24 protein-coding genes and 1 riboswitch are annotated in these 24367 nt (G+C 62.1%); of the genes, 10 read left to right on the top strand and 14 right to left on the bottom strand.

Features of this window, described 5'->3' with window-relative positions; genetic code table 11:
* The first annotated feature begins 40 nt into the window (after positions 1–40).
* Positions 41–673: a glutathione S-transferase gene (locus tag VCK47_RS09990; protein ID WP_322890946.1), complete on the top strand. Its 633-nt coding sequence runs from the start codon at positions 41–43 to the stop codon at positions 671–673.
* A gap of 19 nt (positions 674–692) precedes the next feature.
* Entirely contained in the window at positions 693–1292 is a 600-nt protein-coding gene (locus VCK47_RS09995; RefSeq protein ID WP_322890947.1) for a glutathione S-transferase, read from the top strand.
* Between the two features lie 3 nt (positions 1293–1295).
* Here the strand turns inward: VCK47_RS09995 and VCK47_RS10000 are convergent, their stop codons facing one another.
* Positions 1296–1943, bottom strand: a complete 648-nt coding sequence (locus VCK47_RS10000) for an outer membrane protein (RefSeq protein WP_322890948.1) — start codon at positions 1941–1943, stop codon at positions 1296–1298.
* A gap of 387 nt (positions 1944–2330) precedes the next feature.
* Here VCK47_RS10000 and petA point away from each other — a divergent pair, with 387 nt between their 5' ends.
* Genes petA through VCK47_RS10015 form a run of 3 tightly spaced genes read left to right on the top strand, consistent with a single transcriptional unit; the run spans position 2331 to position 5120 of the window.
* Complete coding sequence (petA, locus tag VCK47_RS10005; RefSeq protein ID WP_322890949.1) at positions 2331–2891, top strand: ubiquinol-cytochrome c reductase iron-sulfur subunit; 561 nt, start codon at positions 2331–2333, stop codon at positions 2889–2891.
* Between the two features lie 12 nt (positions 2892–2903).
* Positions 2904–4244, top strand: coding sequence for a cytochrome b (locus tag VCK47_RS10010; RefSeq protein ID WP_322890950.1), 1341 nt, complete (start codon positions 2904–2906; stop codon positions 4242–4244).
* 9 nt (positions 4245–4253) lie between these two features.
* Positions 4254–5120: a cytochrome c1 gene (locus VCK47_RS10015; protein ID WP_322890951.1), complete on the top strand. Its 867-nt coding sequence runs from the start codon at positions 4254–4256 to the stop codon at positions 5118–5120.
* Between the two features lie 52 nt (positions 5121–5172).
* Here VCK47_RS10015 and VCK47_RS10020 read toward each other — a convergent pair whose 3' ends face one another.
* The 3 genes from VCK47_RS10020 to thiB are packed head-to-tail and all read right to left on the bottom strand — an operon-like array spanning position 5173 to position 8346.
* Entirely contained in the window at positions 5173–5865 is a 693-nt protein-coding gene (locus VCK47_RS10020; RefSeq protein ID WP_322890952.1) for an ATP-binding cassette domain-containing protein, read from the bottom strand.
* Positions 5852–7381 (bottom strand): thiamine/thiamine pyrophosphate ABC transporter permease ThiP, encoded by a 1530-nt coding sequence (locus VCK47_RS10025; protein ID WP_322890953.1) that lies wholly within the window; start codon positions 7379–7381, stop codon positions 5852–5854. Before VCK47_RS10025 ends, VCK47_RS10020 begins: the two co-directional genes overlap by 14 nt.
* Positions 7357–8346 carry a thiamine ABC transporter substrate binding subunit gene (gene thiB, locus VCK47_RS10030; protein WP_322890954.1) on the bottom strand — a complete coding sequence of 330 codons (990 nt, stop codon included), beginning with the start codon at positions 8344–8346 and terminating at the stop codon, positions 7357–7359. The genes VCK47_RS10025 and thiB overlap by 25 nt, the downstream gene beginning before the upstream one ends.
* A 36-nt stretch (positions 8347–8382) precedes the next feature.
* A riboswitch (TPP riboswitch) is annotated at positions 8383–8481 on the bottom strand.
* 90 nt (positions 8482–8571) lie between these two features.
* On the opposite strand from thiB, the gene aroC reads away from it, so the two are divergent.
* A complete protein-coding gene (gene aroC, locus VCK47_RS10035) occupies positions 8572–9681 on the top strand; it encodes a chorismate synthase (RefSeq protein WP_322890955.1) in 1110 nt (369 codons plus the stop codon).
* On the opposite strand, the gene VCK47_RS10040 is transcribed toward aroC, so the two are convergent.
* The 7 genes from VCK47_RS10040 to VCK47_RS10070 form a co-directional block, all read right to left on the bottom strand.
* A complete protein-coding gene (locus tag VCK47_RS10040; protein WP_322890956.1) occupies positions 9642–10535 on the bottom strand; it encodes a DMT family transporter in 894 nt (297 codons plus the stop codon). The genes aroC and VCK47_RS10040 overlap by 40 nt on opposite strands.
* A gap of 75 nt (positions 10536–10610) precedes the next feature.
* Positions 10611–10901, bottom strand: a complete 291-nt coding sequence (locus VCK47_RS10045) for an HU family DNA-binding protein (RefSeq protein WP_007206370.1) — start codon at positions 10899–10901, stop codon at positions 10611–10613.
* 133 nt (positions 10902–11034) lie between these two features.
* Complete coding sequence (locus VCK47_RS10050; protein WP_322890957.1) at positions 11035–12516, bottom strand: AMP nucleosidase; 1482 nt, start codon at positions 12514–12516, stop codon at positions 11035–11037.
* On the bottom strand, positions 12513–14309 hold the full coding sequence (locus VCK47_RS10055) for an adenine deaminase (RefSeq protein ID WP_322890958.1): 1797 nt from the start codon (positions 14307–14309) through the stop codon (positions 12513–12515). Before VCK47_RS10055 ends, VCK47_RS10050 begins: the two co-directional genes overlap by 4 nt.
* 40 nt (positions 14310–14349) lie before the next feature.
* On the bottom strand, positions 14350–14829 hold the full coding sequence (gene tspO, locus VCK47_RS10060; RefSeq protein WP_322890959.1) for a tryptophan-rich sensory protein TspO: 480 nt from the start codon (positions 14827–14829) through the stop codon (positions 14350–14352).
* 29 nt (positions 14830–14858) lie between these two features.
* Complete coding sequence (gene crtB / locus VCK47_RS10065) at positions 14859–15881, bottom strand: 15-cis-phytoene synthase (protein WP_322890960.1); 1023 nt, start codon at positions 15879–15881, stop codon at positions 14859–14861.
* Positions 15878–17416, bottom strand: a complete 1539-nt coding sequence (locus tag VCK47_RS10070; RefSeq protein WP_322890961.1) for a phytoene desaturase — start codon at positions 17414–17416, stop codon at positions 15878–15880. The genes crtB and VCK47_RS10070 overlap by 4 nt, the downstream gene beginning before the upstream one ends.
* Positions 17417–17523: 107 nt before the next feature.
* Between VCK47_RS10070 and crtA the strand changes: the two genes are divergently transcribed.
* The 4 genes from crtA to bchO are packed head-to-tail and all read left to right on the top strand — an operon-like array spanning position 17524 to position 21704.
* Positions 17524–18225 carry a spheroidene monooxygenase gene (gene crtA / locus VCK47_RS10075; RefSeq protein WP_322890962.1) on the top strand — a complete coding sequence of 234 codons (702 nt, stop codon included), beginning with the start codon at positions 17524–17526 and terminating at the stop codon, positions 18223–18225.
* On the top strand, positions 18222–19226 hold the full coding sequence (gene bchI, locus VCK47_RS10080) for a magnesium chelatase ATPase subunit I (RefSeq protein ID WP_322890963.1): 1005 nt from the start codon (positions 18222–18224) through the stop codon (positions 19224–19226). Before crtA ends, bchI begins: the two co-directional genes overlap by 4 nt.
* Before the next feature lie 28 nt (positions 19227–19254).
* Positions 19255–20868, top strand: a complete 1614-nt coding sequence (locus VCK47_RS10085) for a magnesium chelatase subunit D (RefSeq protein ID WP_322891269.1) — start codon at positions 19255–19257, stop codon at positions 20866–20868.
* Positions 20868–21704: an alpha/beta fold hydrolase BchO gene (gene bchO / locus VCK47_RS10090; protein ID WP_322890964.1), complete on the top strand. Its 837-nt coding sequence runs from the start codon at positions 20868–20870 to the stop codon at positions 21702–21704. Before VCK47_RS10085 ends, bchO begins: the two co-directional genes overlap by 1 nt.
* Before the next feature lie 52 nt (positions 21705–21756).
* On the opposite strand, the gene VCK47_RS10095 is transcribed toward bchO, so the two are convergent.
* The 3 genes from VCK47_RS10095 to puhE form a co-directional block, all read right to left on the bottom strand.
* On the bottom strand, positions 21757–22230 hold the full coding sequence (locus tag VCK47_RS10095) for a cytochrome C (protein WP_322890965.1): 474 nt from the start codon (positions 22228–22230) through the stop codon (positions 21757–21759).
* A 109-nt stretch (positions 22231–22339) separates the two neighbouring features.
* A complete protein-coding gene (gene hemA, locus VCK47_RS10100; RefSeq protein WP_322890966.1) occupies positions 22340–23557 on the bottom strand; it encodes a 5-aminolevulinate synthase in 1218 nt (405 codons plus the stop codon).
* A 5-nt stretch (positions 23558–23562) separates the two neighbouring features.
* A complete protein-coding gene (puhE, locus tag VCK47_RS10105) occupies positions 23563–24348 on the bottom strand; it encodes a putative photosynthetic complex assembly protein PuhE (RefSeq protein ID WP_322890967.1) in 786 nt (261 codons plus the stop codon).
* Between the last annotated feature and the right edge of the window lie 19 nt (positions 24349–24367).

Consider the following 24367-nt stretch of genomic DNA (forward strand, 5'->3'; position numbering starts at 1 on the left):
AGCGCGATTTGACGTGATCCCCGCCGGAGGCATAGACTCTTTGCAATCCCGCCCCATCCTCTGGACCTTCCGCCGCTGTCCTTTCGCCATGCGCGCAAGGCTGGCGATCCATGCCAGCGGGGTGCAGGTCGAACTGCGTGAAATCCTTCTGCGCGACAAACCGGCGGCGTTTCTGGCCACCTCGCCCAAGGGGACCGTACCTGTCATCGAAACCGGGGGCCGTGTGATCGCCGAAAGCCGCGACATCATGTTCTGGGCCTTGGCGCAGCACGACCCCGAAGGCTGGCTCGATATGCCGCAGGACGGGCATGACCTGATCGACCACTGCGACGGGCCATTCAAGACCGCGCTTGACCATACCAAATATGCCGTGCGCTATCCCGATCTGGACATAGAAACCGAACGCGCCAAGGCGCTCGCGTTCCTGCGCGATCTCGACGCACGTCTGCGCGGGTCGGCGTTCCTGTTCGGACCGCAGGCGCGCATGGCGGATATGGCGATCCTGCCTTTCGTGCGACAGTTCGCGCATATCGACTTCGCGTGGTTCACCGCACAGGACATGCCGGACCTCGCGCGCTGGCTGGACGATTTCAAAAGCTCCGCACGCTTTGCCGCCGTGATGCGGAAATATCCGCCTTGGCAAAACGGGCAGGATCAGGTCTTGTTCGCGTGATCTTCACATAGGTGCCGCCATGAAACTGCTGATGTCCCCCGCTTCCCCCTTTGTGCGCAAGGTCCGTGTGGTCCTGCGCGAACTTGATCTGCTGGATCAGGTAGCAGAGGTGACAGTGACGACGACACCGCTTGCCTCCGATCCCGCTGTGGTCGCGGCGAACCCGACGGGCAAAATCCCCGCGCTCGTGCGCGAGACGGGCCCCGCGATCTATGACAGCCGGGTTATCACACGGTTTCTGGACGATCACGCTGGCGGAACGCTCTATCCGCAGGCCCGGATCTGGGAGGTTCTGACGCTCGAAGCGACGGCAGACGCGATCATGGAAGCTGCCGTGCTGATGACCTACGAGGCACGGCTGCGGCCCGAAGCACAGCAATCATCCGACTGGGTCGAGGCGCAATGGGGTAAGGCCAGCCGCACCATCGCCGCCGTCAACGCCCGCTGGATGAGCCATCTTCACGGCCCGCTCGAGATCGGTCATATCGGGATCGCCTGCGCGTTGTCCTATGTCGATCTGCGTCATGACGCGCGGGGCTGGCGCAATGGCAATGACGCCTTGGCTGCATGGCACGCGGATTTCATGACGCGCGACAGCATGGCCGCCACCGCAGTCTGACGTTCAGAAATTGAAGCTGACGCCGACATTCACTGCATTGGTGAAAATGTCGGTTTCAATCGTGCCGCCGGTGTCAAGATCGCCGGTGTTGGACGTGAACGTGCCCTTGTATTCACCAAAGACGGACCACTGGTCGCTGATCGGATAGCTCGCCCCCGCGATCCATGTCGCGGCGGGGCCAGTCAATTGATAGCCGAACGTTTCCGAGTCCCCGTTCGTCACCTCGACATGGGGAATAGAGATACCGATGCCGCCACCGACATAGGGCGTCACGTCGCCCAGCATATTCGGCCAGCGCCGATAGGCGTTCACCGTCAGCGTGTTCAGCCCGTCGGTGAATTCAAGCACGTCGAAACCTTCGGGCAGTTCGTCGTTCTTGGGGTAGACCTTGTTATGCGCGAAATCGAGGCCAAAGCCGAATGTGGGCGACTGCCACCGCGTCGCACGGATGCCGTAATAGATCGGCGCACTGGCGGACCGGCCTTCCCAGCTTAGCGAGAAATCTGAATCCGGAATGCTGCTGTCATTGCGAATCATGATGTCGGACGCAGGTGCCGATTGCGCGCCGCCATAAAAGCTCAGCTCGACCTGCGCCGCAGCGACGGTCGGTAAAGCAAGAAGGCTGCAGCAAAGTGCAAAGGCGCGTATCATTGTCGAATCCCCAAGGTCAAAGGCACTGCGGACACCTAAAGATAGTCAGAACGACTCACAACAAAACATTAAGTGATCCTTGGCATCTTGTGATGCTGTGCCCACTTGGCCACAAATGATGGCAGATTAATCGAAAAAAAGCGAATTGATGTGATATCGGGCCGTAGTTCGTCCTAGGTCGCGGCAGGCAGATGCCACGTTTGCGTATCCGCAGGGTGGGCTTGAAAGACGTTTTGACCGCCGGTCCACGGCGCTTGACCCTGCGCCCTATTGTCCGCTGGACGCCTGTGGTGAACGGGGATACATAGCGGCGGATTGGACTGGTGGCGACATCGGCCTATTTGATTTATGGGCAATGCGCCCGCCAACGAACCGGAGATGCACCCAGTGTCACAAGTTGAAGAACATCAGGGAACACGCCGCGACTTCCTTTACTATGCCACCGCCGGAGCCGGCGTTGTCGTGACAGGTGCCGCGGTATGGCCTCTAGTCAATCAAATGAACCCATCTGCAGACGTGCTGGCGCTTGCGTCGATCCGCGTGGATGTCAGCGCCGTTGATCCGGGCACGCAGCTGACCGTGCTGTGGCAGGGCAAACCCGTGTTCATTCGCGCGCGCACCGAGCAAGAGATCGCAGAAGCAAATGCTGTCGATATCTCGTCCTTGCCCGACCGTCTTTCGCAGAACGCAAACCTTGATGCTTCTGCAGACGCGAGCGATGCGAACCGTGCGCTGTCCGAAGATGGCGTCTGGCTGGTCCAGATGGGCATCTGCACCCACCTTGGCTGCGTGCCGCTTGGCCAGTCGGGCGATTTCAACGGGTGGTTCTGCCCTTGCCACGGGTCGCATTACGACACTGCCGGCCGCATCCGCCGCGGACCTGCACCGCGCAATCTCGATATTCCCGTCGCGTCCTTTGTGGACGAGACAACCATTCAACTCGGTTAAGGAGAGCGATCCATGGCTGGTATCCCCCACGACCATTACGAACCAAAGTCAAACGGCGAAAAGTGGCTGCATTCACGCCTGCCGATCGTCGGGCTTCTTTATGACACGTTGATGCTGCCGACCCCCCGCAACCTGAACTGGATGTGGATCTGGGGGATCGTGCTGGTCTTTACGCTGGTGATGCAGATTATCACCGGCGTCGTGCTGGTGATGCATTACGTCCCGCATGTGGACATGGCTTTTGCCTCGGTCGAACACATCATGCGTGACGTGAACGGCGGCCATATGATCCGCTATTTCCACCAGAACGGCGCATCCTTGTTCTTTGTCGCCGTTTACGCCCACATTTTCCGCTCGCTGTACTACGGGTCATACAAAGCCCCGCGCGAAGTGACATGGATCATCGGCATGCTGATGTATCTGCTGATGATGGGCACTGCCTTCATGGGTTACGTTCTGCCATGGGGCCAGATGTCGTTCCACGGGACTGCCGTGATCACCGGCCTGTTCGGCGCGATCCCCTTTGTGGGCGAAAGCGTGCAGACATGGCTCTTGGGTGCGACCGCTGTGGGCCAGCCCGCGCTGAACCGCTTCTTTTCGCTGCACTACCTGCTGCCCTTCATCTTGCTGGGCCTGACGATCGTGCACATCTGGGCGTTCCACACCACCGGCAACAACAACCCGACAGGCGTCGAAGTCCGCCGCACGTCGAAAGAAGACGCCGAAAAGGACACGCTGCCGTTCTGGCCCTATTTCGTGATCAAGGACCTGTTTGCGCTGGCGGTCATCCTTGCCGTCTTCGTGGCGATCGTCGGATTTATGCCGAACTATCTGGGCCACCCCGACAATTACATCCCTGCGAACCCGCTGGCGACACCGGCGCATATCGTGCCTGAATGGTATTTCCTGCCATTCTACGCGATCCTGCGCGCCTTTGACGGTGACGTCTGGCTCGTGATTTTCACCCAGTGGGTCACCTTCGGCATCATCGACGCAAAGTTCTTTGGGGTTCTGGCGATGTTCGGCGCAATCGTCGTGATGGCGCTGGCTCCGTGGCTGGACACTTCGACCGTCCGTTCCGGTCGGTACCGCCCGATGTTCAAGTGGTGGTTCTGGCTACTGGTCGTCGACTTCTTTGTCCTGATGTGGGCAGGGGCCATGCCGGCAGAGGGTATCTATCCGTATATCGCGCTGGTCGGTTCGGTCTACTGGTTCGCCTATTTCCTGGTGATCCTGCCGCTGCTTGGCGTCATTGAAAAGCCGCTGACACCACCTGCGACGATCGAGGAAGACTACAACGCGCATTACGCGCCGAAAAGCGGCAGCGCGCCTGTCGTCAATCCGGCCGAGTGAGGAAGACCAATGAATATGCTCCGTAACGCCACACTCGCCGCCGCCGCAGCGCTTGCCCTGACATCAGGGCAGGCACTGGCAGCGGGCGCAAAGATCGAAGTGACCGACTATGCCTTCTCGTTCGAGGGTCCGTTTGGCCAGTTCGACCAGATGCAGCTTCAGCGCGGTCTTCAGGTCTATACAGAGGTCTGCGCGGCCTGCCATGGCCTGCAGTATCTGTCCTTCCGCAACCTGTCGGACGCAGGCGGTCCAGGCCTGCCCGAAGACCAGATGCGCGCCTATGCCGAATTCTACGAAGTCTTCGATCAGGCCCTGTTCGATGGCGAAGGCGATTTCCGCCCCGCCACCCCGGCCGACAAGTTTCCGATGTCGAACCTGTCGACCGCACCAGACCTGACGCTGATGGCCAAAGCACGCGCTGGCTTCTCTGGTCCCTATGGCACGGGCATGGCCCAGTTGTTCCAAGGCATGGGCGGCGCGGAATATATCGCGTCGTTGATGACCGGTTATGTCGAAGAACCTGAATGCGCCCTCGAAGGCGATCCGATGGACGGCTATTATAACATCGCCTTTGCCGCCGGTGGTTTCCCCGACAGCTGCAAATACCCCAATGGCGACCACATGGTTCCGGGCAGCTGGATCAGCATGGCACCCCCGCTTTATGGCGACGACGTGTTTTACGAGGATGGCAGCCCCACCGATCTTGAAGCCGTTTCAAAGGACGTCGCTGCGTTCCTGATGTGGACCGCCGAACCCAAGATGATGGCGCGCAAGCAGGCTGGTCTGACAGGCGTCATTTTCCTGACGTTGCTGTCGGTTCTGCTCTATCTGACCAACAAGCGCCTTTGGGCACCCTACAAGAACAAAAAGTCGTAACACCGGCTTGTCCCGACATAAAAGGCTCGCCTCTCTGGCGGGCCTTTTTCGTTCAGCCCAAATAGGCGGCCAGCGCCTCTGATGGTCTGTCGAAGAATGCTGATACAGTGACTGGGGCCGTCACAATTCCATCAGCGACCAAAGACGCCTCATCCGCAATGCGCCGTGCATCATCAGGATCATGGGTGACCATCAGAACCGACCGTCCGCCAGCGCCCAGCGTCGCGCGCACCAGATCAAGCATGTCATCCTTCATCGCCGGCCCAAGAGCGGCGAAAGGTTCGTCCAGCAACACCACAGGCCGGTCCGCCAGCAATACACGCGCCAGTGCCGCACGGCTTTGCTGACCGCCTGACAGGGCCGCCGGTTTGCGACTGCCCAACCCTTCCAGCCCGACTGACGACAAAGCGCGCTCGACTGCCGCACGTTCGTCGGCAGTCAGCCGCAGTGACGGGCGCAACCCAAGGCCCGCATTCTGCGCAATGTTCAGATGGGGAAACAGGTTGTTATCCTGAAAGACCGCACTGATCGGGCGCGCGCCGGGGGCGAGCGCGGTCAGGTCCGTATCCTGCCACAAAACCCGCCCCGCCGCAGGCTCCAGAAACCCTGACAAGGCTGCAAGCAAGGTTGATTTGCCCGCGCCCGAAGGACCGATCAGCGCCGTGATCTTGCCCGCGCCAAATGTCACATCGGCAGTCAGGCGAAAATCGTCCTGTTGCAACACCAGTTTGTCACAGATCAGCATTGCCGCGCCCCCCTCGGTCGCAGATCCAGAACGCCGCAAAGCTGAGCGCCAGCAACAGCAGCGCAGCACCTGCCGCGGCCTCCATCCGGTAAGCCCCCATCAGGCGGTACATGGCCAGCGGCAACGTCTGCTCCGCCTCGCCCGCGAACAGCGTGATGACGCCAAGGTCGCCCATCGACAAGGCTGCGGCAAGCCCCGCGCCGAACCCCAAAGGGCGGCGGATGCGCGGCAGCACGACGATGCGCACCCAGCCCCAGCGCGACAGGCCCAGACTGGCCCCCAAACGCCCGAAATCGCGGTCGATCCCGTCCACAGCCTGCCCGATGGCCCGCAGCGCAAAGGGCAGTGCAAGTGTCGCGTTCACCAGCACGGTGATCGGCAGCGCCAGACGCGCGGGATTGATGAACTGATAGACCAGCAGAAACGCCCCCGTCCCCACGACCAGACCAGAGGCTGCAAGCGGCAGCACGCCGACCACGGCCACCACCCGCCCGCCGCGTAGTGCCAGCGCCAGCGCCATACAGATGCACAGCAACGCAGAAAAAACCGCAACAGTCACGGACCGTCCCGCGGCAAGCCAGATGCTTGTCGGCAAGCCCATCAGTCCCGGCACACCGCGCCAGATCACCATCGCCAAAGGCGTGAACAGGAAAATGGCGACCAGAGCGATCATCAGATAATCCAGCGCAGGCCAGCGCAGGTCCCAGCGCTGCACAACGCGGTCAAGCCCTGCACCCATCGCGTCCAGGCTGGTCAGGCGCCAGACGACGACAGCCGCCACAGCGCACAGCCCGAACTGGACACAGGCCAGCAAGGCCGCGCGCCCCAGATCGAAATCGAACCGGAGCGCCTGATAGATCGCCAGCTCGACCGTCGTGGCGCGCGGACCGCCGCCCAGCGTCAGCGCCACCGCGAAACTGGTCAGGCAGATCAGGAAAATCACAAGGAAAACCCCCGGCACGACAGCCCGCAGCATCGGCCATTCCAGCAACCGCCCCACTGGCGCGTTCAGCGACGCGGCCAGGCGGAACCGTTCCGCAGGGATCGACAGCCAGCCTTGCAGGATCAACCGGATCGCCAGTGGCAGGTTAAAAAACACATGCGCCAGCACGACGCCATGAAAGCCGAAAATTGTGATCGCCGGCAGGCCCAGCCATGCAAGGCCACTGTTCACCACGCCCGCGCGCCCGAACACGGCGAGCAATCCGATTACCGCGACTACAACCGGCAACAGGAACGGCGCGCCCATCAGCGTAATCAGCGCCGACCGCCCCCGAAACCGCCGTCGCGCAAGCGCGCGCGCGACGGGAATGGCCAGCAGCACGCTCAGCCCCGCAGACACCATCGCCTGCATGACAGTAAACTGGATTGCCGCCCAATCAGCAGGCGACAGCCCGCGCTGCCATTGGGCACGCCAGCCGACAGCGGCCAGCGTGCCAATGGTCAGCACCAGCACCAGCGCCGCCGCAGCGGCACCGGGCCAGCGCGGGGCTATTGCGACAGCGCGTTGCGCCATTCGTCCAGCGCCACGTCACGGATCGCTGCGGCATCCTCGGGGGACAGCAGCAGAGCGGTTTCAGGGACGGTCAGCGTCTCGAACCCTGCGGGCAGGCCACCCTCGGGTACCACAGCAGGATACATCCAGTTGGTCGTGGGGATGATGGACTGGAACGCATCGGACACCATAAAGGCCAGAAACTGGTCCGCAAGTTCCGGCTGGTCGGTGCCAGCGACCTTGGCCGCGACCTCGACCTGCATGTAATGCCCTTCGTCAAAAGCCCATGCGACCTTGCTGTCATCCTCTTCCGCGATCAGGTGATAGGCGGGCGAGGTGGTATAGGACAGGACGGCGTCGGCTTCGCCCTCAAGAAACAGCCCGTAAGCTTCGGACCAGCCGGGGGTGACGGTGACGATGTTATCCGCAAGATCGGCCCACAGCTCAGCGGCACTATCAGGATAGGCCGTCTTGACCCACATCAGCAGACCCAGACCGGGAGTGGATGACCGCGGGTCCTGAATGACGATCCGGATGTCGCTGTCGGCCAAGGCGCGCAGGGATGTCGGGGCAGCCTCACCCGCATTGCCGACAAAGGCGAAATAACCCCAGTCGAACGGCAGGAAATCGGGATCGTCCCACGTGATCGGCAGGTCAAGGGCGGCATCAACGCCATGCGGTGCGAACAGGCCCGTGGCGCGCGCAGCGGCGATCAGGTTGGTGTCGAGGCCCAGCACGATATCAGCCTCGGTCTGTGGCCCTTCCAACTGCAAACGTGCGAGCAGGGCAGCGCCGTCGCCCGTGCCAATAAACTGCAATTCGCAGCCGCAGGTTTCCTCGAAAGCGGCCTTGATCGCGGGGCCGGGGCCCCATTCGCTGACAAAACTGTCGTAGGTCATCACTTGCAGCACGGGGGTCTGCGCGACTGTGCCGCTGGCACAAAGCGCAAATCCCGCGACAAGTGGCAGATAAATGGATTTTTGCATTCTATCCTCCAAATGCATCGGGCGGATTGGGGGATAGCGGAATTGCCATACCTTCCCTCCGCCGGTCCTAACCGGTTCAGGTTCAACGGGTCTGCTTGCGCATCTCAGCCAGTAAAGGCACCCCGAGGTGGGGCGGAAGCTAGGGTGGAACAGGGCCGGGTGCAAGGGAAACCTCTTGAGCCTGTCCCCCCCGCCCGTTAGACCGTTGCCAAACAGGGGTTTGCCATGTCCATCAACAGTTTCGGTCATTTGTTCCGGTTCACCACGTGGGGCGAAAGCCATGGGCCAGCCTTGGGTGCCACGGTCGATGGCTGCCCACCGGGTGTCCCGCTGGAACCTGCGATGATCCAGCAATGGCTGGACAAACGCCGCCCCGGTCTGAACAAGAACACCACCCAGCGGAATGAACCCGATGCGGTCGAAATCCTGTCGGGTGTTTACGAGGGGCGGACGACCGGCACCCCGATCCAGTTGATGATCCGCAACACCGACCAGCGGTCCAAAGATTACGGCGATATCCTGAACACGTTCCGCCCGGGTCATGCCGATATCACCTATCACCAGAAATACGGATTGCGCGATCCGCGCGGCGGCGGGCGGTCATCGGCGCGTGAAACCGCGTCGCGTGTCGCTGCTGGCGGTGTCGCGCGCGAGGCGATCAAGCTGATTGCGCCGAATGTGCAGATCAAAGGCTACATGACCCAGATGGGCACCAAACAAATCGACCGCGCGCGGATGGATTGGGATGAAATCGACCGCAACGATTTTTTCTGCCCCGATGCGCAGGCCGCAGCGGAATGGAACGACTATCTGACGTGGCTGCGCAAGGACGATCATAACTCGGTCGGGGCGATCATCGAGGTGGTGGCGCGCGGTGTGCCTGCGGGCATCGGCGCGCCGGTTTATGCCAAGTTAGACACTGATCTGGCCGCTGCGATGATGTCGATCAACGCCGTCAAAGGTGTCGAAATCGGCGAAGGCATGGCCGCTGCCGCGCTGACAGGCCGCGATAACGCGGACGAGATTTTTATGGGGCCGAACGGGCCGGAATATTCATCCAATCATTCGGGCGGCATCCTTGGCGGGATCAGCACGGGGCAGGATATCGTCGTACGGTTCGCGGTGAAACCGACATCGTCCATTCTGTCCCCGCGCAAGTCGATCATGATGGACGGCAGTCCGACCGAAGTCATCACCAAAGGCCGCCACGACCCCTGCGTCGGCATCCGCGCCGTGCCGGTGGGCGAGGCGATGATGGCCTGCGTGATCCTCGACCACCTGCTTTTAGATCGCGGTCAGACGGGCGGCGTGCGCGGTGTGATCGGCGCGGGCTGACGCGACAACTGCACCGCCAGAATACCGGCGGCGATAATCACAACGCCCAGCACATCCAGCGGCCCGATCTTTTCGCCCAGTAGCACAGCCGCGACTGCCACACCCAGAAACGGGTTGAGGAAGTGGAAGGTTGACGCCTTGACCGCGCCGATCCGGCCCACCAGCAGGAACCAGACCAGCGTCGCCGCCAGCCCCGGCACCAGCACGGTGTAGATGAAGGCGACGATCAACTGCCAGTTCCATGTGACGACCAGCGTTTCCAGCGCCACGGCAGGAATGAACAGCAGCGCACTGCCGACAAGCATCTGCAGCCCCACGATCATCAGCACATTGCCACCCGACGACGCCCCCAGAACCGCAAGCGTCGCGACCGTCAGGGACATCACGCCAATCACACACAGGATCAGGCCGAACAAATCGATGCCGCCCTGCAGCCGTGCGCCCATGATAAGAACGACACCCAACAGCCCCGCCATCAGCCCGATGATCCCCAAAGGCCGGACCGTGTTGCCAAACACGACCCAGCCCACCAGCGCGACCAGCAGCGGCATGGTGGAGGCAATGATCGCCGCCAATGATGCGGGAATGGTCTGCATCGCCACGAAATTCAGGCCCAGATACAGGGCATTCTGGCACAGCCCGAAGATCAGCACGCCGGTCCATTGCCGCCGTGTGAGCCGCGCGGACTGGCCCAGCCACCATGCGATGGCCACGCCGATCAGACCGGAAATCAGGAACCGCAGCGCCAGTGCCGACAAAGGCGGCGCATATTCGACGATGACCCGCGCCGAGGTAAAGGCCGAGGACCACATGAACGCGAAGGCAAGGCCCATCAGAACCGCTTTGATATCCATGTCACCTCACGCAAAAAGGGCCGCCTGTTCGGGCGACCCTTTCCTGATTTCGCATCCGGCACAAGGCCCGATAGCTTAGCCGTTGACGCTGTCTTTCAGCGCCTTTGCGATCGTCACTTTGACAACCTTGTCGGCTTCTTTCTTGATCTGCTCGCCGGTGGCGGGGTTGCGCACCATCCGCTCTGGACGCTCGCGGCAATAGATCTTGCCAACGCCGGGCAGAGTGACGGCACCGCCGCCAGCCACTTCGGATGTGATGATGCCGGTCACGGCATCCAGCGCTGCACCGGCAGCTTTTTTGTCCATGCCTGTCTGATCGGCAATTGCAGCAACCAGCTGCGCTTTGGTCATTGGTTTCGTCGCCATTTTACTGGTCTCCCTCATTCGCCCCATCTGTAGGGCCTATTCCCCGCCCATATAACGGTATGTTGTGGCACACCACAACGAATAGCGGCTCCTGACAAGGCAAAAACGCACTTTTCCGCCGTTTTTTATGGGGTCAGAGAAAGGCTGTCTCCTCGAAACTGCGCAATTTGCGGCTGTGGATGCGTTCCAGCGGCATTTCGCGCAGCAATTCCATGGCGCGGATACCGATCATCAGATGTGCTGCGACCTGTGTCTTATAGAATTCCGACGCCATGCCGGGGAGTTTCAACTCGCCATGCAGCGGTTTGTCGGACACGCAAAGGAGGGTGCCATAGGGGACGCGGAACCGGAAACCGTTGGCGGCGATGGTGGCGCTTTCCATGTCCAGCGCAATGGCGCGTGATTGCGACAGACGCTGCACCGGCCCTGCCTGTTCGCGCAATTCCCAGTTGCGGTTGTCGATGGTCGCCACGGTGCCAGTGCGCATGATGCGCTTGAGCTCATACCCTTCGAGCTGCGTCACATCGGCCACGGCGGTTTGCAGCGCGATCTGGATTTCGGCCAGCGCAGGGATCGGCACCCAGACGGGCAAGTCGTCGTCCAGCACGTGATCTTCGCGCAGGTACGCATGGGCCAGCACAAAATCACCGAGGCGCTGCGAATTGCGCAGGCCTGCGCAATGGCCAACCATCAGCCAGGCATGCGGGCGCAGCACGGCGATATGGTCGGTCGCGGTTTTCGCATTGGAGGGACCGACGCCGATATTGACCAGCGTGATCCCCGCACCCTTTGCCCGCTTGAGATGATAGGTCGGCATCTGGGGCAGCTTCGCAGGCACCGGCAGCGGGGCATCATGCGCCGTGATCTCGACATTGCCCGTGCTGACGAAACTCGTGTAGCCGCTGGCGGGATCGGCCAGCATCTTGCGGGCAAAAGCCTCGAATTCCTCGACATAGAACTGGTAGTTGGTGAACAGAACGTGGTTCTGGAAATGCTCTGGTGCGGTGGCGGTGTAATGCGTCAGTCGTGCCAGCGAATAGTCGATCCGCTGCGCTGTAAACGGCGCCAAGGGGCGCGCCCCGTCGGGATAGGTGAAACCAGCCCCGTTCACGATGGCATCATGCGTCGTGCTCAGGTCCGGCACGTCGAAATTGTCGCGCAGGTTGAATTCCATCGACCCGTCCTGCGGCACCGTCACACCGGCATCGTTGGCCACCGCGAAATGCACGGGGATCACGGTATCGGACGTGCCGATCACCACGGGCACACCGTGGCTTTTCAGCAAAAGGTCGATCTGCTGTTCCAGATAGCTTTGGAACAGGTCAGGGCGCGTGACGGTCGTGGCATAGGTGCCGGGTTCGGCGACATGGCCAAAGGACAAGCGGCTGTCGGTTTTGGAATGCACCGTCGTCGTCAGCCGGATTTCGGGATAGAAGGCGCGGAAACGCCCGTCAGGCTGGCCATCGCGCAGGGCGGCGACGAAATTCTCGGACAGGAACCGCACGGAGGCGGTATAGAGTTCGTTCAGGCGCGCCACGGCCTTTTTCGGATCGGTAAAGGCCTTGGCCTGCGGCAGATCAGGTGTCCGGATGACAACCTTTTGCGGAGCGTTCATGTATTTTCCTCGAACAGATCGGTAATTTCGAATTTTGTCACATCGACCAAGCCCAGATCAGAAATCCGCAACGCGGGTATGACAACAAGCGCCAGCAACGAATGCTGCATATAGGCATTGTTGAGCGTGCAACCGCAGGCGGCCATCGCGGCGACCATGGCATCGGCTTTAGCGGCGACTTCTGCCGCTGGACTATCGGACATGAGGCCCGCGATGGGCAGTTCCACCAGCGCCAGTTCGGCATCGTCTTTCCAGACGGTCACGCCGCCGCCGACCTCGCCTAACCGGTTCGCAGCCTTGGCCATCAACGCGCGGTCGGTGCCGACAACAATCATATGGTGGCTGTCATGCGCCACGGTCGACGCAATGGCCATCCGCCCGGTATAGCCGAAACCCGAGACAAAGCCGTTCACCACCTTGCCCGTCGCGCGGTGCCGTTCAACCAATGCGATCTGGTAGGTGTCGCCTTGCCCGCAGGCGACGCCATCGACAACAGGCAGTTCAGCGGACAACGCCTCGGTCGGGGCCTGATTTTCGACGACGCCGATCACCTTGGCGACGACGCTGTTGGCCCCTTTGGGCGCATGAACGGCGAAATCGGCGTGATCCAGCACCTTGCCCATCCGCACGGTCTGGCGCGCATCATCGGGCCAGTTGTAATGCGGGCAATCGACCGTGATCTTGCCGTTCAGCGCCACGGTCTTGCCGCGTGCGATCACATGCTCGATGGGCAGGGTGACAAGGTCAGATGTCAGGATCACATCGGCGCGGCGTCCGGGGGTGATCGACCCAAGTTCTCGTTCCAGCCCGAAATGGGTCGCGGTGTTGATCGTCGCCATTTGCAAGGCGATCAGCGGGTCGCAGCCGCAGGCGATGGCATGGCGCACGACGCGGTTCATATGGCCGTCGTTCACCAAGGTCCCTGAATGGCAATCATCCGTGCACAGGATGAAATTGCGCGGATCCAACCCCTTTTGCGTCACCGCCGTGATCTGGCTTTCGACGTCATACCACGCCGACCCCAGCCGCATCATTGATCGCATCCCGTTGCGGGTGCGGGCCAACGCGTCAGCCTCTGCCGTGCCTTCGTGGTCGTCAGCGGCGCCGCCTGCGACATAGGCGCTGAAGGCCACGCCTTTATCGGGGCTGGCATAATGGCCGCCCACGGTCTTGCCTGCGCGCATCGTGGCGGCCATTTCGGCCAGCATCTGCGGATCGCCATTCACGACACCCGGAAAATTCATCATCTCGCCCAGACCGATGATGCCGGGCCACGCCATCGCTTCGGCCACGTCATCGGCGCTGATCTCGAAACCCGTGGTTTCGAGACCGGGGGCGGAGGGCGCGCAGGACGGCATCTGGGTAAAGATGTTGACGGGCTGCATCAGTGCCTCGTCATGCATCATCCGCACGCCGCGCAGGCCAAGCACATTGGCAATCTCGTGCGGGTCGGTGAACATGGTCGTTGTGCCATGCGGGATCACGGCGGCTGCGAATTCAGCGGGGGTCAGCATGCCGCTTTCGATATGCATGTGACCATCGCAAAGGCCCGGGATCAGGTAACGGCCAGCCGCCTCGATGATTTCAGTGTCAGGGCCGATGCAATGGCTGGCGTCAGGGCCGATATAGGCGAAACGTCCAGCGGCGATGGCGACCTGCCAGTCCAGCACCTCGCGCGTCTGGACATTGACCAGTTTGCCGCCACGAATGACGCAATCCGCAGGCATCCGCCCCGCAGCGACGGCCACCAATTGCGGAGCAACCTCCGCCCAAGATTTGATGTGATTTTCCATCCCCAAAATTGACACCGATTCCGGCGGTGTTCAAGGGGGGTCAGATCGCGCTGAGGTCGAGCGGCTTTTCGTTGGGATTAAGCCGCACCATCGCGATGCTAAGCGCGGTCGCGATCGTCACCCAAAGCAGATAGGGCACGAAGGCCAGACCCGCCCAGAAATCCAGCTGGAAATGCGTGATCGTGCAGCCCAGCACGGCCAGCCAGAGCCCCGCGATGATCGGCAGCGATCCTTTCAGGCGACGCAGGCCGAAGAATACCGGCGTCCACAGCGCGTTAAACGCGATCTGGATCGCCCAGAACGCCATCGCATAGGCGTTGCCATCGATGACGGCCACGCGCGCGCCTGCGAAAGAGATCAGCAGATAGATCGAGGTCCATGCGACCGGAAAAGCCCAGTCAGGCGGCACCCATGTCGGCTTGTTCAGGCTTTTGTACCACGCGCCTGTCGGAAACATCGCACCCGTCGATCCGGCGGCGAAAGTCGCAGCCAGAAACAGGAAGAACAGAAGATAGTCCATCAGGGGCCCTTTCGCGGTACCCCCGATACCTAGGCGCGATGGCCGGTGTTTCCAACCCCTGCTTCGCGGTTGCGCAAATCGGCCAGCACATCAAGCACGGCGAGGGACCGGCTTTGGCTGGGTTTGGACCGACTTACGGCATCGACAAGAAAGGCCACCTCGTCCAAAGGACGCGCGTAAATGATGGGCGACTTTGGCGTTACAACTGACCACGCCGTGCGCAGCGCGGATTGCCCGACCCAGCCCATTTTCTGCGCCACGGACGTCCGCGCGCGCATCGTGATGCTGTCATAGCCGTTCTGCCGGACCTGTCTGCCGATGCCCGCATAGATCAGCCGCGCGGCCCAGATACCGGTGCGCGCCTTGACGGGCAGGGTATTGATGCCGGATTCGGACCGCAGATAAAGCCTGTCCGCCTCGGCCAGCAACCGTTTGACCATGCCGCGCAAAGCCGTGTCGGGCAGCGGGTCGCGGGTAAAGTTCAGCGGGTCGATGTCCGCCTCGGCCAGCCAATCGAGCGGCAGATAGATCCGGCCCATCCGCGCATCTTCGCCCACATCGCGCGCGATATTGGTCAGCTGCATCGCGACACCCAGATCGCAGGCGCGGGCCAGCGCATCGGGGTCGCGCACCCGCATCAGCACGCACATCATCGCACCCACGGCACTGGCCACACGCGCGGAATAGGCGCGCACACCGGACAAGCTGTCATAGCGGTATTCGGCTGCGTCCCATGCCAGCCCTTCCAGCAAGGCATCGGGCAAGGCGCGCGGCATGTCGAATTCTTCGATAATCGCGGCAAAGGCGCGGTCTTCGGGTGCGTTGCGCGGGCGGCCGGCATAGGCAAGGTCCAGCCGTTCCTGCAACCGCAGCACGGCACCGGCCTGCTGGGTGCCTTCGTCGACCTCGTCATCGGCCAGACGGCAAAAGGCATAAAGCGCCAGCGCGGGATCGCGGACCGAGGAGGGCAGCAGGCGCGAGGCCGCGTGAAACGACAACGACCCGTGGCGGATCGCGTTTTCGCAATGCGCCAGATCGTCGGGCCGGATCATTCTGCCGCCACCTTCAACGCGGCGCCGGGCGCGGCGTCGGGGACCAGCTTCGCCAGCACCTCGGCGCTGGAAATAACACCCGGCACTCCGGCACCGGGATGCGTGCCTGCGCCGACAAGAAACAGGCCCTTGGCCTCTTCGCTGATGTTGTGGGGGCGGAAATAGGCGGATTGCAGGATGCGCGGTTCGATCGAAAACCCCGATCCGTTCGGCGACAGATACCGGTCGCGGAAATCCTCGGGCGTCAGGATCATTTCGGTGCTGATGCGCTCTGCAAAACCGGGGATGGTCTTTTCCACTTCGGCCATGACCTTGGCCTTGTAGATGTCGCGTTCCTTTTGCCAGTCCACCGGATTGTCGAAACCAAGATGCGGCACAGGTGAAAGGACATAGAACGTATCATCCCCCTTGGGCGCGACGCTGGGGTCGGTGATACCGGGGCGGTGAATATAGAGGCTCATGTCGTCGGACAATTTGCCTTTGATGAAAATGTCACGCAGCAGACCTTCATAACGGGGGGCGTTGGTGATCGTGTGATGGCCCACGTCGGGCCACATCTGCGCCGTGCCTTTGGTCCCGAAATACCAGACGAACAGACCCATCGACCAGCGGCGCGATTTCAGCTTGGCATCGGTCCAGCGTTTGCGCGGATGGTTGCGCAACAGGCGCTGATAGGTATGGCCCGCGTCCGCATTGCTGACGACCAGCGGCGCATGGAGCACGGTGCCATCAGTCAGGCGCACGCCCTTCGCAGCCCCGTCTTCGATCAGCACCTCGTCGACTTCGGCATTCTGGCGGACAGTGCCGCCTTGCCCCTTGATGACCTTGACCATCGCATGGGCAATCGCCTGCACGCCGCCCATCGCGTAATGCACGCCATAAGTTTTTTCGAGATAGGCGACGAGCGAATAGATCGACGTCACCTTGCGCGGATCGCCCCCGATAAACAACGGATGGAACGACAAAGCCATGCGCAGGCGGGCATCCTTGACCCGCGCCTTGGCCAGCCCGAGGATCGACCGGTCCGCGCGCAGCCGCGCGAATTCGGGCAGGACCTTGACCGTGTCCATGATGCGGTTCATCGGCTTGGCGACCATGCCTTCGAACCCGACCTTGTAGCAGGCCTCGCTGTCTTTCAGGAATCGCTTGTAGCCTGCCACGTCATTGGGGCTGAGGCGGGCAACCTCGGCCAGCATGGCATCGGTGTCCTGCCGCGCGGTGAATGTCGATCCGTCGGGCCAGCGCACCTCGTAGAACGGGTCCATCGGGCGCAGGCTGATGTCCTTGTGGAAATCACGTCCGCAGTCCCGCCACAGGTTTTCATAGACCTGCGGCACGGTGATGATCGTCGGACCCAGATCGAAACGGTGCCCGTCCTGCGTGACGGACGACCCCCGCCCACCGGGGCTGTCGAGCCGGTCCAGAACGGTGACGGCATAGCCCTTGGCGCCCAGTCGCATCGCGGCAGCAAGGCCACCAAGCCCCGCGCCAATCACGATTGCAGCATTTGAATCGGTGTGGTCAGATGTAAACATGAATCTACAGTAGATGTGTAAACCAAAGTTGACAAATATTATTCGCGCACCCTTTCAAAAAGATGGGTGCTATGTCAGACTAAGTTGACACAAACGCAGGCCCGCCCTTGACCCAGATCGTGACATTGTCGTTTTTCCGCTTTGCCGGGCCATTGGCGCGGGCTTGGGCGCTGGTGATGATGGGCGGCGCGCGGTTGCCATTGTCGCGCACGCCTGACATCGGATTCTGGAAGCTGTGCGGGTCAGGCACCGGCGAAGGGTTCACACCTGTTCCGAACACTGCCGTCTATGCGATCCTTGCGACATGGCCCGACATCGCAACCGCCAAGGCGCGCACCAGCACAGGCGTTTTCGCCCGCTATATGGGCCGCGCGGCGGAACACTGGACGGTCTTTCTGCAAACCCAATCAGCCCGCGGGCAATGGTCGGGCAAGGAACCCTTCACGCCAGACGCAACCGCCACGCCCGGTCCTTTGGCCGCGCTGACGCGCGCGACGATCAAGCCACGCATCCTTGCGCGGTTCTGGGGGCGGGTGCCCAACATTTCCGCCAAGATCGGCGCGGACAGCAATGTGATGTTCAAGATCGGCATTGGTGAAGTGCCGATGCTGCATCAGGTCACGTTCTCGATCTGGCCGTCAGAGGCCGCGATGGCTGCTTTCGCCCGCACCGGCCCGCATGCCGAAGCGATCCGCGCCGTGCGTGACGAAGGCTGGTTCAGCGAAGAACTCTACGCCCGTTTCGCCGTGCATTCCGATGCCGGCACGTGGAACGGCATCTCCCCCCTTGCCAGACCAGAGGCCGCATGAAACAGCCCTTCCCCTTTTCCGCCATCGTCGGTCAGGACGAGATGAAACAGGCCATGATCCTGACCGCCATCGACCCGTCCATCGGTGGTGTGCTAGTGTTCGGCGACCGTGGCACCGGCAAATCGACCGCCGTGCGCGCGCTGGCCGCCTTGCTGCCGCCGATCATGGCGGTACAGGGCTGCCCCGTGAACAGCGCCAAACCCGCCGATGTGCCCGATTGGGCTGTGTTAGAGACAAAAACGCTGGTCGAAATGCCCACCCCCGTTGTCGATCTGCCGCTTGGCGCGACCGAGGACCGTGTGACCGGTGCGCTCGATATCGAAAAGGCGCTGACCAAGGGCGAGAAGGCATTTCAACCCGGTCTGCTGGCGCGCGCCAATCGCGGATATCTTTATATCGACGAGGTGAACCTGCTGGAAGATCACATCGTCGATCTGCTGCTGGACGTGGCGCAATCGGGCGAAAACGTGGTGGAACGCGAAGGTCTGTCGATCCGTCACGCCGCACGTTTCGTGCTCGTCGGCTCCGGCAACCCCGAGGAAGGCGAATTGCGCCCGCAGCTGCTGGACCGTTTCGGCCTGTCGGTCGAGGTGGCATCACCCAAGGATATCGCCACGCGGGTAGAGGTGATCAAACGCCGCGATGCGTTCGACAACGACAACACCGCCTTCATGCTGCGCTGGCAGGCCGAGGATGCAGCGATCCGCGACCGGATCTTGACGGCAAGAAAGGCTCTGACACGGCTAAAAACGCCCGAAAAGACGCTGCATGATGTGGCCGAATTGTGCCTTGCGCTGGGGTCCGATGGTTTGCGCGGCGAACTGACCTTGCTGAAAGCTGCCCGCGCCTATGCCGCGTGGCGCAATGACACCGCGCTGACCCGTGCGCATGTCAAGGATATGGCGCCGATGGCCCTGCGCCACCGCCTGCGCCGCGATCCTCTGGACGAGGCGGGCAGCGGCACGCGGGTTGCGCGGATTGTGGAAGAAACCCTTGGCTGAGGCCGTCTGGCACCGCGCCATCCTTGCGATGCAGTTGCTGGCGATTGACCCCGCGCTGGGCGGCATAGCGGTACGCGCACGGTCCGGGCCAGTGCGCGACAGGCTGGTCGGTCTGCTGGACTGGTTGCCGCAGCCGCAACACCGCATCCATCCCGCGATTTCCGACGAGGCGCTGTTTGGCGGGCTGGACCTGTCAGCGACACTGGCCAAAGGCCGGTTTGTGCAGGAACAGGGTCTGTTATCGCGCCCCGGCACGGTGATCCTGACGATGGCGGAACGGGCGGCGACGCAACTGGCCGCACGTCTGGCGATGGTGCTGGATGCCGGCACCACCCACCGGCTGATCGCGCTCGACGAAGGCGCTGAACCGGACGAGGCGCTGAACCCGAAACTGGCGGAGCGGCTGGCCTTTGCCGCCGACCTGTCGGAGGTCAGCGTGACCGAGGCCACCCTGCCCGAGCCTTTCGACCCCGCCGCCGCGATCACCCATCTGCGGCAAGTGGCTGTCCCCGATGATCTGTGTGAACAACTGACACGGATCGCCGCGCAATTCGGCATCGACAGCCTGCGCGCGCCACTGTTTGCATTGCGCGCTGCCAAGGCCCATGCCGCCTTGCGCGGCAAGATGACCGTCGATGCAGATGATGTCGAAGTCGCCTGCCTGCTGGTTTTCGCCCATCGCGCCACGCAGATGCCGGGCAGCGACGAACAGGAACAGGACGCCCCCGAACCTGACCAGACCGACAGCGACGATCAGGATCAGACCGACACGCTCGACCTGCCGGACGAATTGCTGCTGGAGGCGATCAAGGCGCTGTTGCCCGACAACCTGCTCGACCGGATCGCTGCGCAAAAGGCGCGACAAGGCAAGGGCAGCGGCAGCGGGGCCGCGCGCAAGGGCAACCGGCGCGGCAGGCCGATGCCGTCGCGCGCAGGTCGATTGGGCGATGGCGCGCGGATTGATATTGTCGCTACCCTACGCGCCGCAGCACCTTGGCAGACGATCCGCAAACAGGCGACAGGGCGCGACGGGCTGCAAGTGCGCAGCGACGATATCCGCGTCAAACGGTTCGAGGAAAAATCCGACCGCCTGCTGGTATTCACCGTCGATGCCTCTGGGTCTTCCGCGCTGTCGCGGCTGGCCGAGGCGAAAGGCGCAATCGAGCTGCTTCTGGCGCAAGCCTATGCGCGGCGCGACCACGTGGCACTGGTGTCGTTTCGCGGGACGCAGGCCGAGGTGCTGCTGCCGCCCACACGGTCGCTGGTGCAGACAAAACGCCGCCTTGCCGCCTTGCCGGGGGGCGGTGGCACACCACTTGCGGCGGGCATCGTGGCCGCACTGGAGCAGGCCATCGCCGCCACGCGCAAAGGGCTGACGCCGACTATCGTGATCCTGACGGACGGGCGCGCGAACGTGGCGCTAGATGGTGCGGGCAACCGCATGCAGGCCGCCGCCGATGCCCAGCGCATGGCGCAGGCGGTGCGCGCCCAAAAGATCGACGCGCTGGTGATCGACACAGGCAACAGACCGGAACCGGCTCTGTCCGCGCTGGCGCAGACCTTGGGCGCGATCTATCTGCCCTTGCCGCGCGCAGATGCGGCGCGCCTGTCGGCGGGCGTTGCCACCGCCTTGGGCGACTGATGCGCTGGCCCCCGCGCGACTGGCCGCTGTCAGACCATTCCCGCCAGATCCTGCACCGCCCGCACCGCTGGCACGTGCAAGAGGCGGGCAGTGGCCCGCTGATCCTGCTGATCCACGGCGCAGGCGGGGCCACGCAAAGTTTCCGGCATCTGTTCCCGATCCTGATGCAGACGCATCACGTCGTGGCCATCGACCTGCCCGGTCAGGGGTTCACCCAGATGGGCGCGCGGCAACGCTGCGGGCTGGACCACATGGCCGAGGATATCCTGTCGCTCTGCCGCGCCCAAGGCTGGGACCCTGCGATCATCGTCGGCCATTCGGCTGGCGGCGCGATTGCCCTGCGGCTGTGGGAACTGGGTCTGCGGCCCGCCGAAATCGTGCTGGTCAACGCCGCACTCAGCAATTTCAAGGGTGTCGCGGGTTTGCTGTTTCCCGCCATGGCCAAAGCTCTTGCCGCGACCCCGTTCAGTGCCAGCCTTGTCACCGCCACCAGCAGCCGCAGCACGATCCAGTCGCTGATAAAGGGCACCGGATCGTATCTGGATGATGCGGGTGTCGATCTCTATCTGCGGCTGCTGAGTGACCGTGGGCATGTCGACGGAACATTGGCGATGATGGCGCAATGGTCGCTCGACGGGTTGCTGGCGCGTTTGCCGCAGATCATGGTGCCGGTGCATCTGATCGTCGGGCTGAACGACAAGGCCGTGCCGCCCTCAGTCTGTCGCGATGCGGCGCAACGGCTGCCGCAGGCGCGCCTGACAGAACTGGCGGGGCTGGGCCATTTGGCGCATGAAGAAAACGCAGCGCTGATCGCAAAGCTGGTGACAAGCCAATAAAAAAGGCTGCCAGGTTTCCCTGACAGCCTTTTTGATACTGCGAGGCGGTACGTTACTGCGTCACTGTCTCTTCTGCGCCAGCTTCCAGATCGGAGAATGTGGCGAGATAGGCATAAAGATCATAGGCATCCTGTTCGGCACGCACCTGATAGGCCATCCGGCCACGGGCGCGACGGTCGTCCAGCTTTTCACGCAGCCAGCCGGTCGGGTCCTGAACGTAGCCCACGAAATTCTCTTCGTTCCAGACTTCGCCAGCTTCGCCGAGAGCCACCAGCCCATCGCTATAGTTGAAATCTTCGGCAGACCCGATCGCGCGGCCGACCAGGGCATACTGGTTCGGACCCGTACGCGAGTTGCGGCCGGCCAGAACGTTGCCTGCATCGTCAGCAACAATGTGGCATGCCACGCACTGACGGTTGAACTGCTCTTCCCCGTTGGCGGCATCGCCAATGGTTGGAGTAAGATCTTGTGCGAATGCCGGCGCCGCCAGTACGGCGAACGCAGCGGCGATTGTGAACTTCTTCATGATCGTATTCCTTTCGATCTGATTCTGTGACCGTTGCCCCAGTCGATCCTCAATGTAATGCATCCTGTGCATCGGTCCACCCCCGCATACAAAAGAAATCGTGTAGTTTTTATGCGACGGCATGCGCAAGCGCGCATTGTTTCCACAATACCCGCAGCGCATTGACAAGATGGTCGATATCTTCGTCCGAATGCAGCGGCGATGGGGTAAAACGCAGCCTTTCCGTGCCTTTGGGCACCGTGGGATAGTTGATCGGCTGCACATAGATGTCCCATTCGCGCATCAGGTAATCCGCCAGCATCCGTGTCTTGACCGGGTCCTTGATCAGAACCGGCACGATATGGCTGTCGTTATGCATATGCGGAATGCCTGCACGGTCGAGCGCGGCACGCAAACGCGCGACCTGACGGCGCTGGCGGGCGCGTTCCATCTCGGATTCCTTGAGATATGCGATCGATGTGCGTGCAGCCGCAGCAATTGCTGGCGGCAGAGCCGTAGTAAAGATGAACCCCGACGCAAAGCTGCGGATGAAATCGCACAGCGCAGTCGATCCGGTAATGTAGCCGCCCACCACGCCAAAGGCCTTGCCCAAGGTGCCTTCGATCAGGGTGATGCGGTCCATCAGACCTTCACGCTCGGCAACGCCGCCACCGCGCGGGCCGTACATGCCGACAGCATGCACTTCGTCCAGATAGGTCATGGCACCGTATTTTTCGCAGACTTCGACGATCTGGCGAATGGGCGCGATATCGCCATCCATCGAATAGACGCTTTCGAAGGCGACGATCTTGGGGACATCGGCGGGCAGGGCGCGCAGCTTCATTTCCAGATCGTGGTAATCGTTATGCTTCCAGATCACCTTCTGCGCGCGCGAATGGCGGATGCCTTCGATCATCGACGCATGGTTGCCCGCATCCGACAGGATCACGCAGTTCTCCAACCGGCTGCCCAGAGTGGACAGCGCCGCCCAGTTCGACACATAGCCCGAGGTGAACAAAAGCGCTGACTCTTTGCCATGCAGGTCGGCCAGTTCGCGTTCCAGCAGCAGATGGTCATGGTTGGTGCCGCTGATATTGCGGGTGCCGCCCGAACCGGTGCCGGTGCGCTGGACTGCTTCGCACATCGCGCCGATCACAGCGGGATGCTGGCCCATGCCCAGATAATCATTGGAACACCACACCGTCACATCGCGCACGCCACCGTCCACAGCATGGCTGGCCGCGCGGGGAAACTTGCCACACTGGCGTTCCAGTTCCGCGAAATAGCGGTAATTGCCATCGGCCTTCAGTTGATCCAGCTGCGCATTAAAAAGGGCGTCAAAATCCATCGGTCTTATCTTTCTTCTTTGGGCATCGTTTTGGGCGCAGGCAACATCCAGCGCCAGAGTTTCGCATCGGGCAATGGAATGACCATCAGCCAGTGTTCGAGAAGGGCAAGTGCGGTCAGGGCGGTCAGCAGACCATAGCCGACGACCGTCGCATCGGACCCCGCAAACCACAACCGCTCGGTGCACAGTGCCAGCAACGCGGTCAGCGCCGTAATCGCAGCAGGAAAGGCCAGCGTGACAGGGCCGCGCCGGAAATAGCTTTTCAGATGGATCAGGCGCAGCGGCACGAATTCCATATTGATCCGCGGCACGCCGAAAAACAGGTTCAGCTTGGCGAATATGCGCGCCAGATAGAGGATTAGGTAAGTCGCCAGTGCCATCTGGTTCTCTGCCCCGCCAGAGGCCAGAACCAGCCCGAGCAGACCGACGGTCAGCAGCAATTCGTGATGGGCGACAGTCGCGAAGGCACGAAAGAAACGTGGCTTTCCTGACATTCCGGGCAGGCAGTCGTTACGCATCGGGCCAGTGACGACACCCGCCAAAAACGCAAGCTCGATCCAGCCCCAGATCGCCAGCGCGCCCAGAAACCCCAGATAGACGCCTGCCACATCGGCGCGCATCAGCGACGCTGCGACCGCCCAGACACCGGCCACCAGCAGCGGCAAACCGGCGATCACCGTCTCCAGATGCCGACCGCTACGGTCCGCCTTGCGCACGGCCAGCAGGATAACCCCCGTGGAAAACCACCACAGAAAGATCGCCGCGATGATGGCTGTCACCGCGCCGGTCATGTTTCATCTTCCGAGCACA

Origin of the sequence: Yoonia sp. 72 (assembly GCF_034652275.1) — a bacterium.
GTDB lineage: Bacteria > Pseudomonadota > Alphaproteobacteria > Rhodobacterales > Rhodobacteraceae > Yoonia.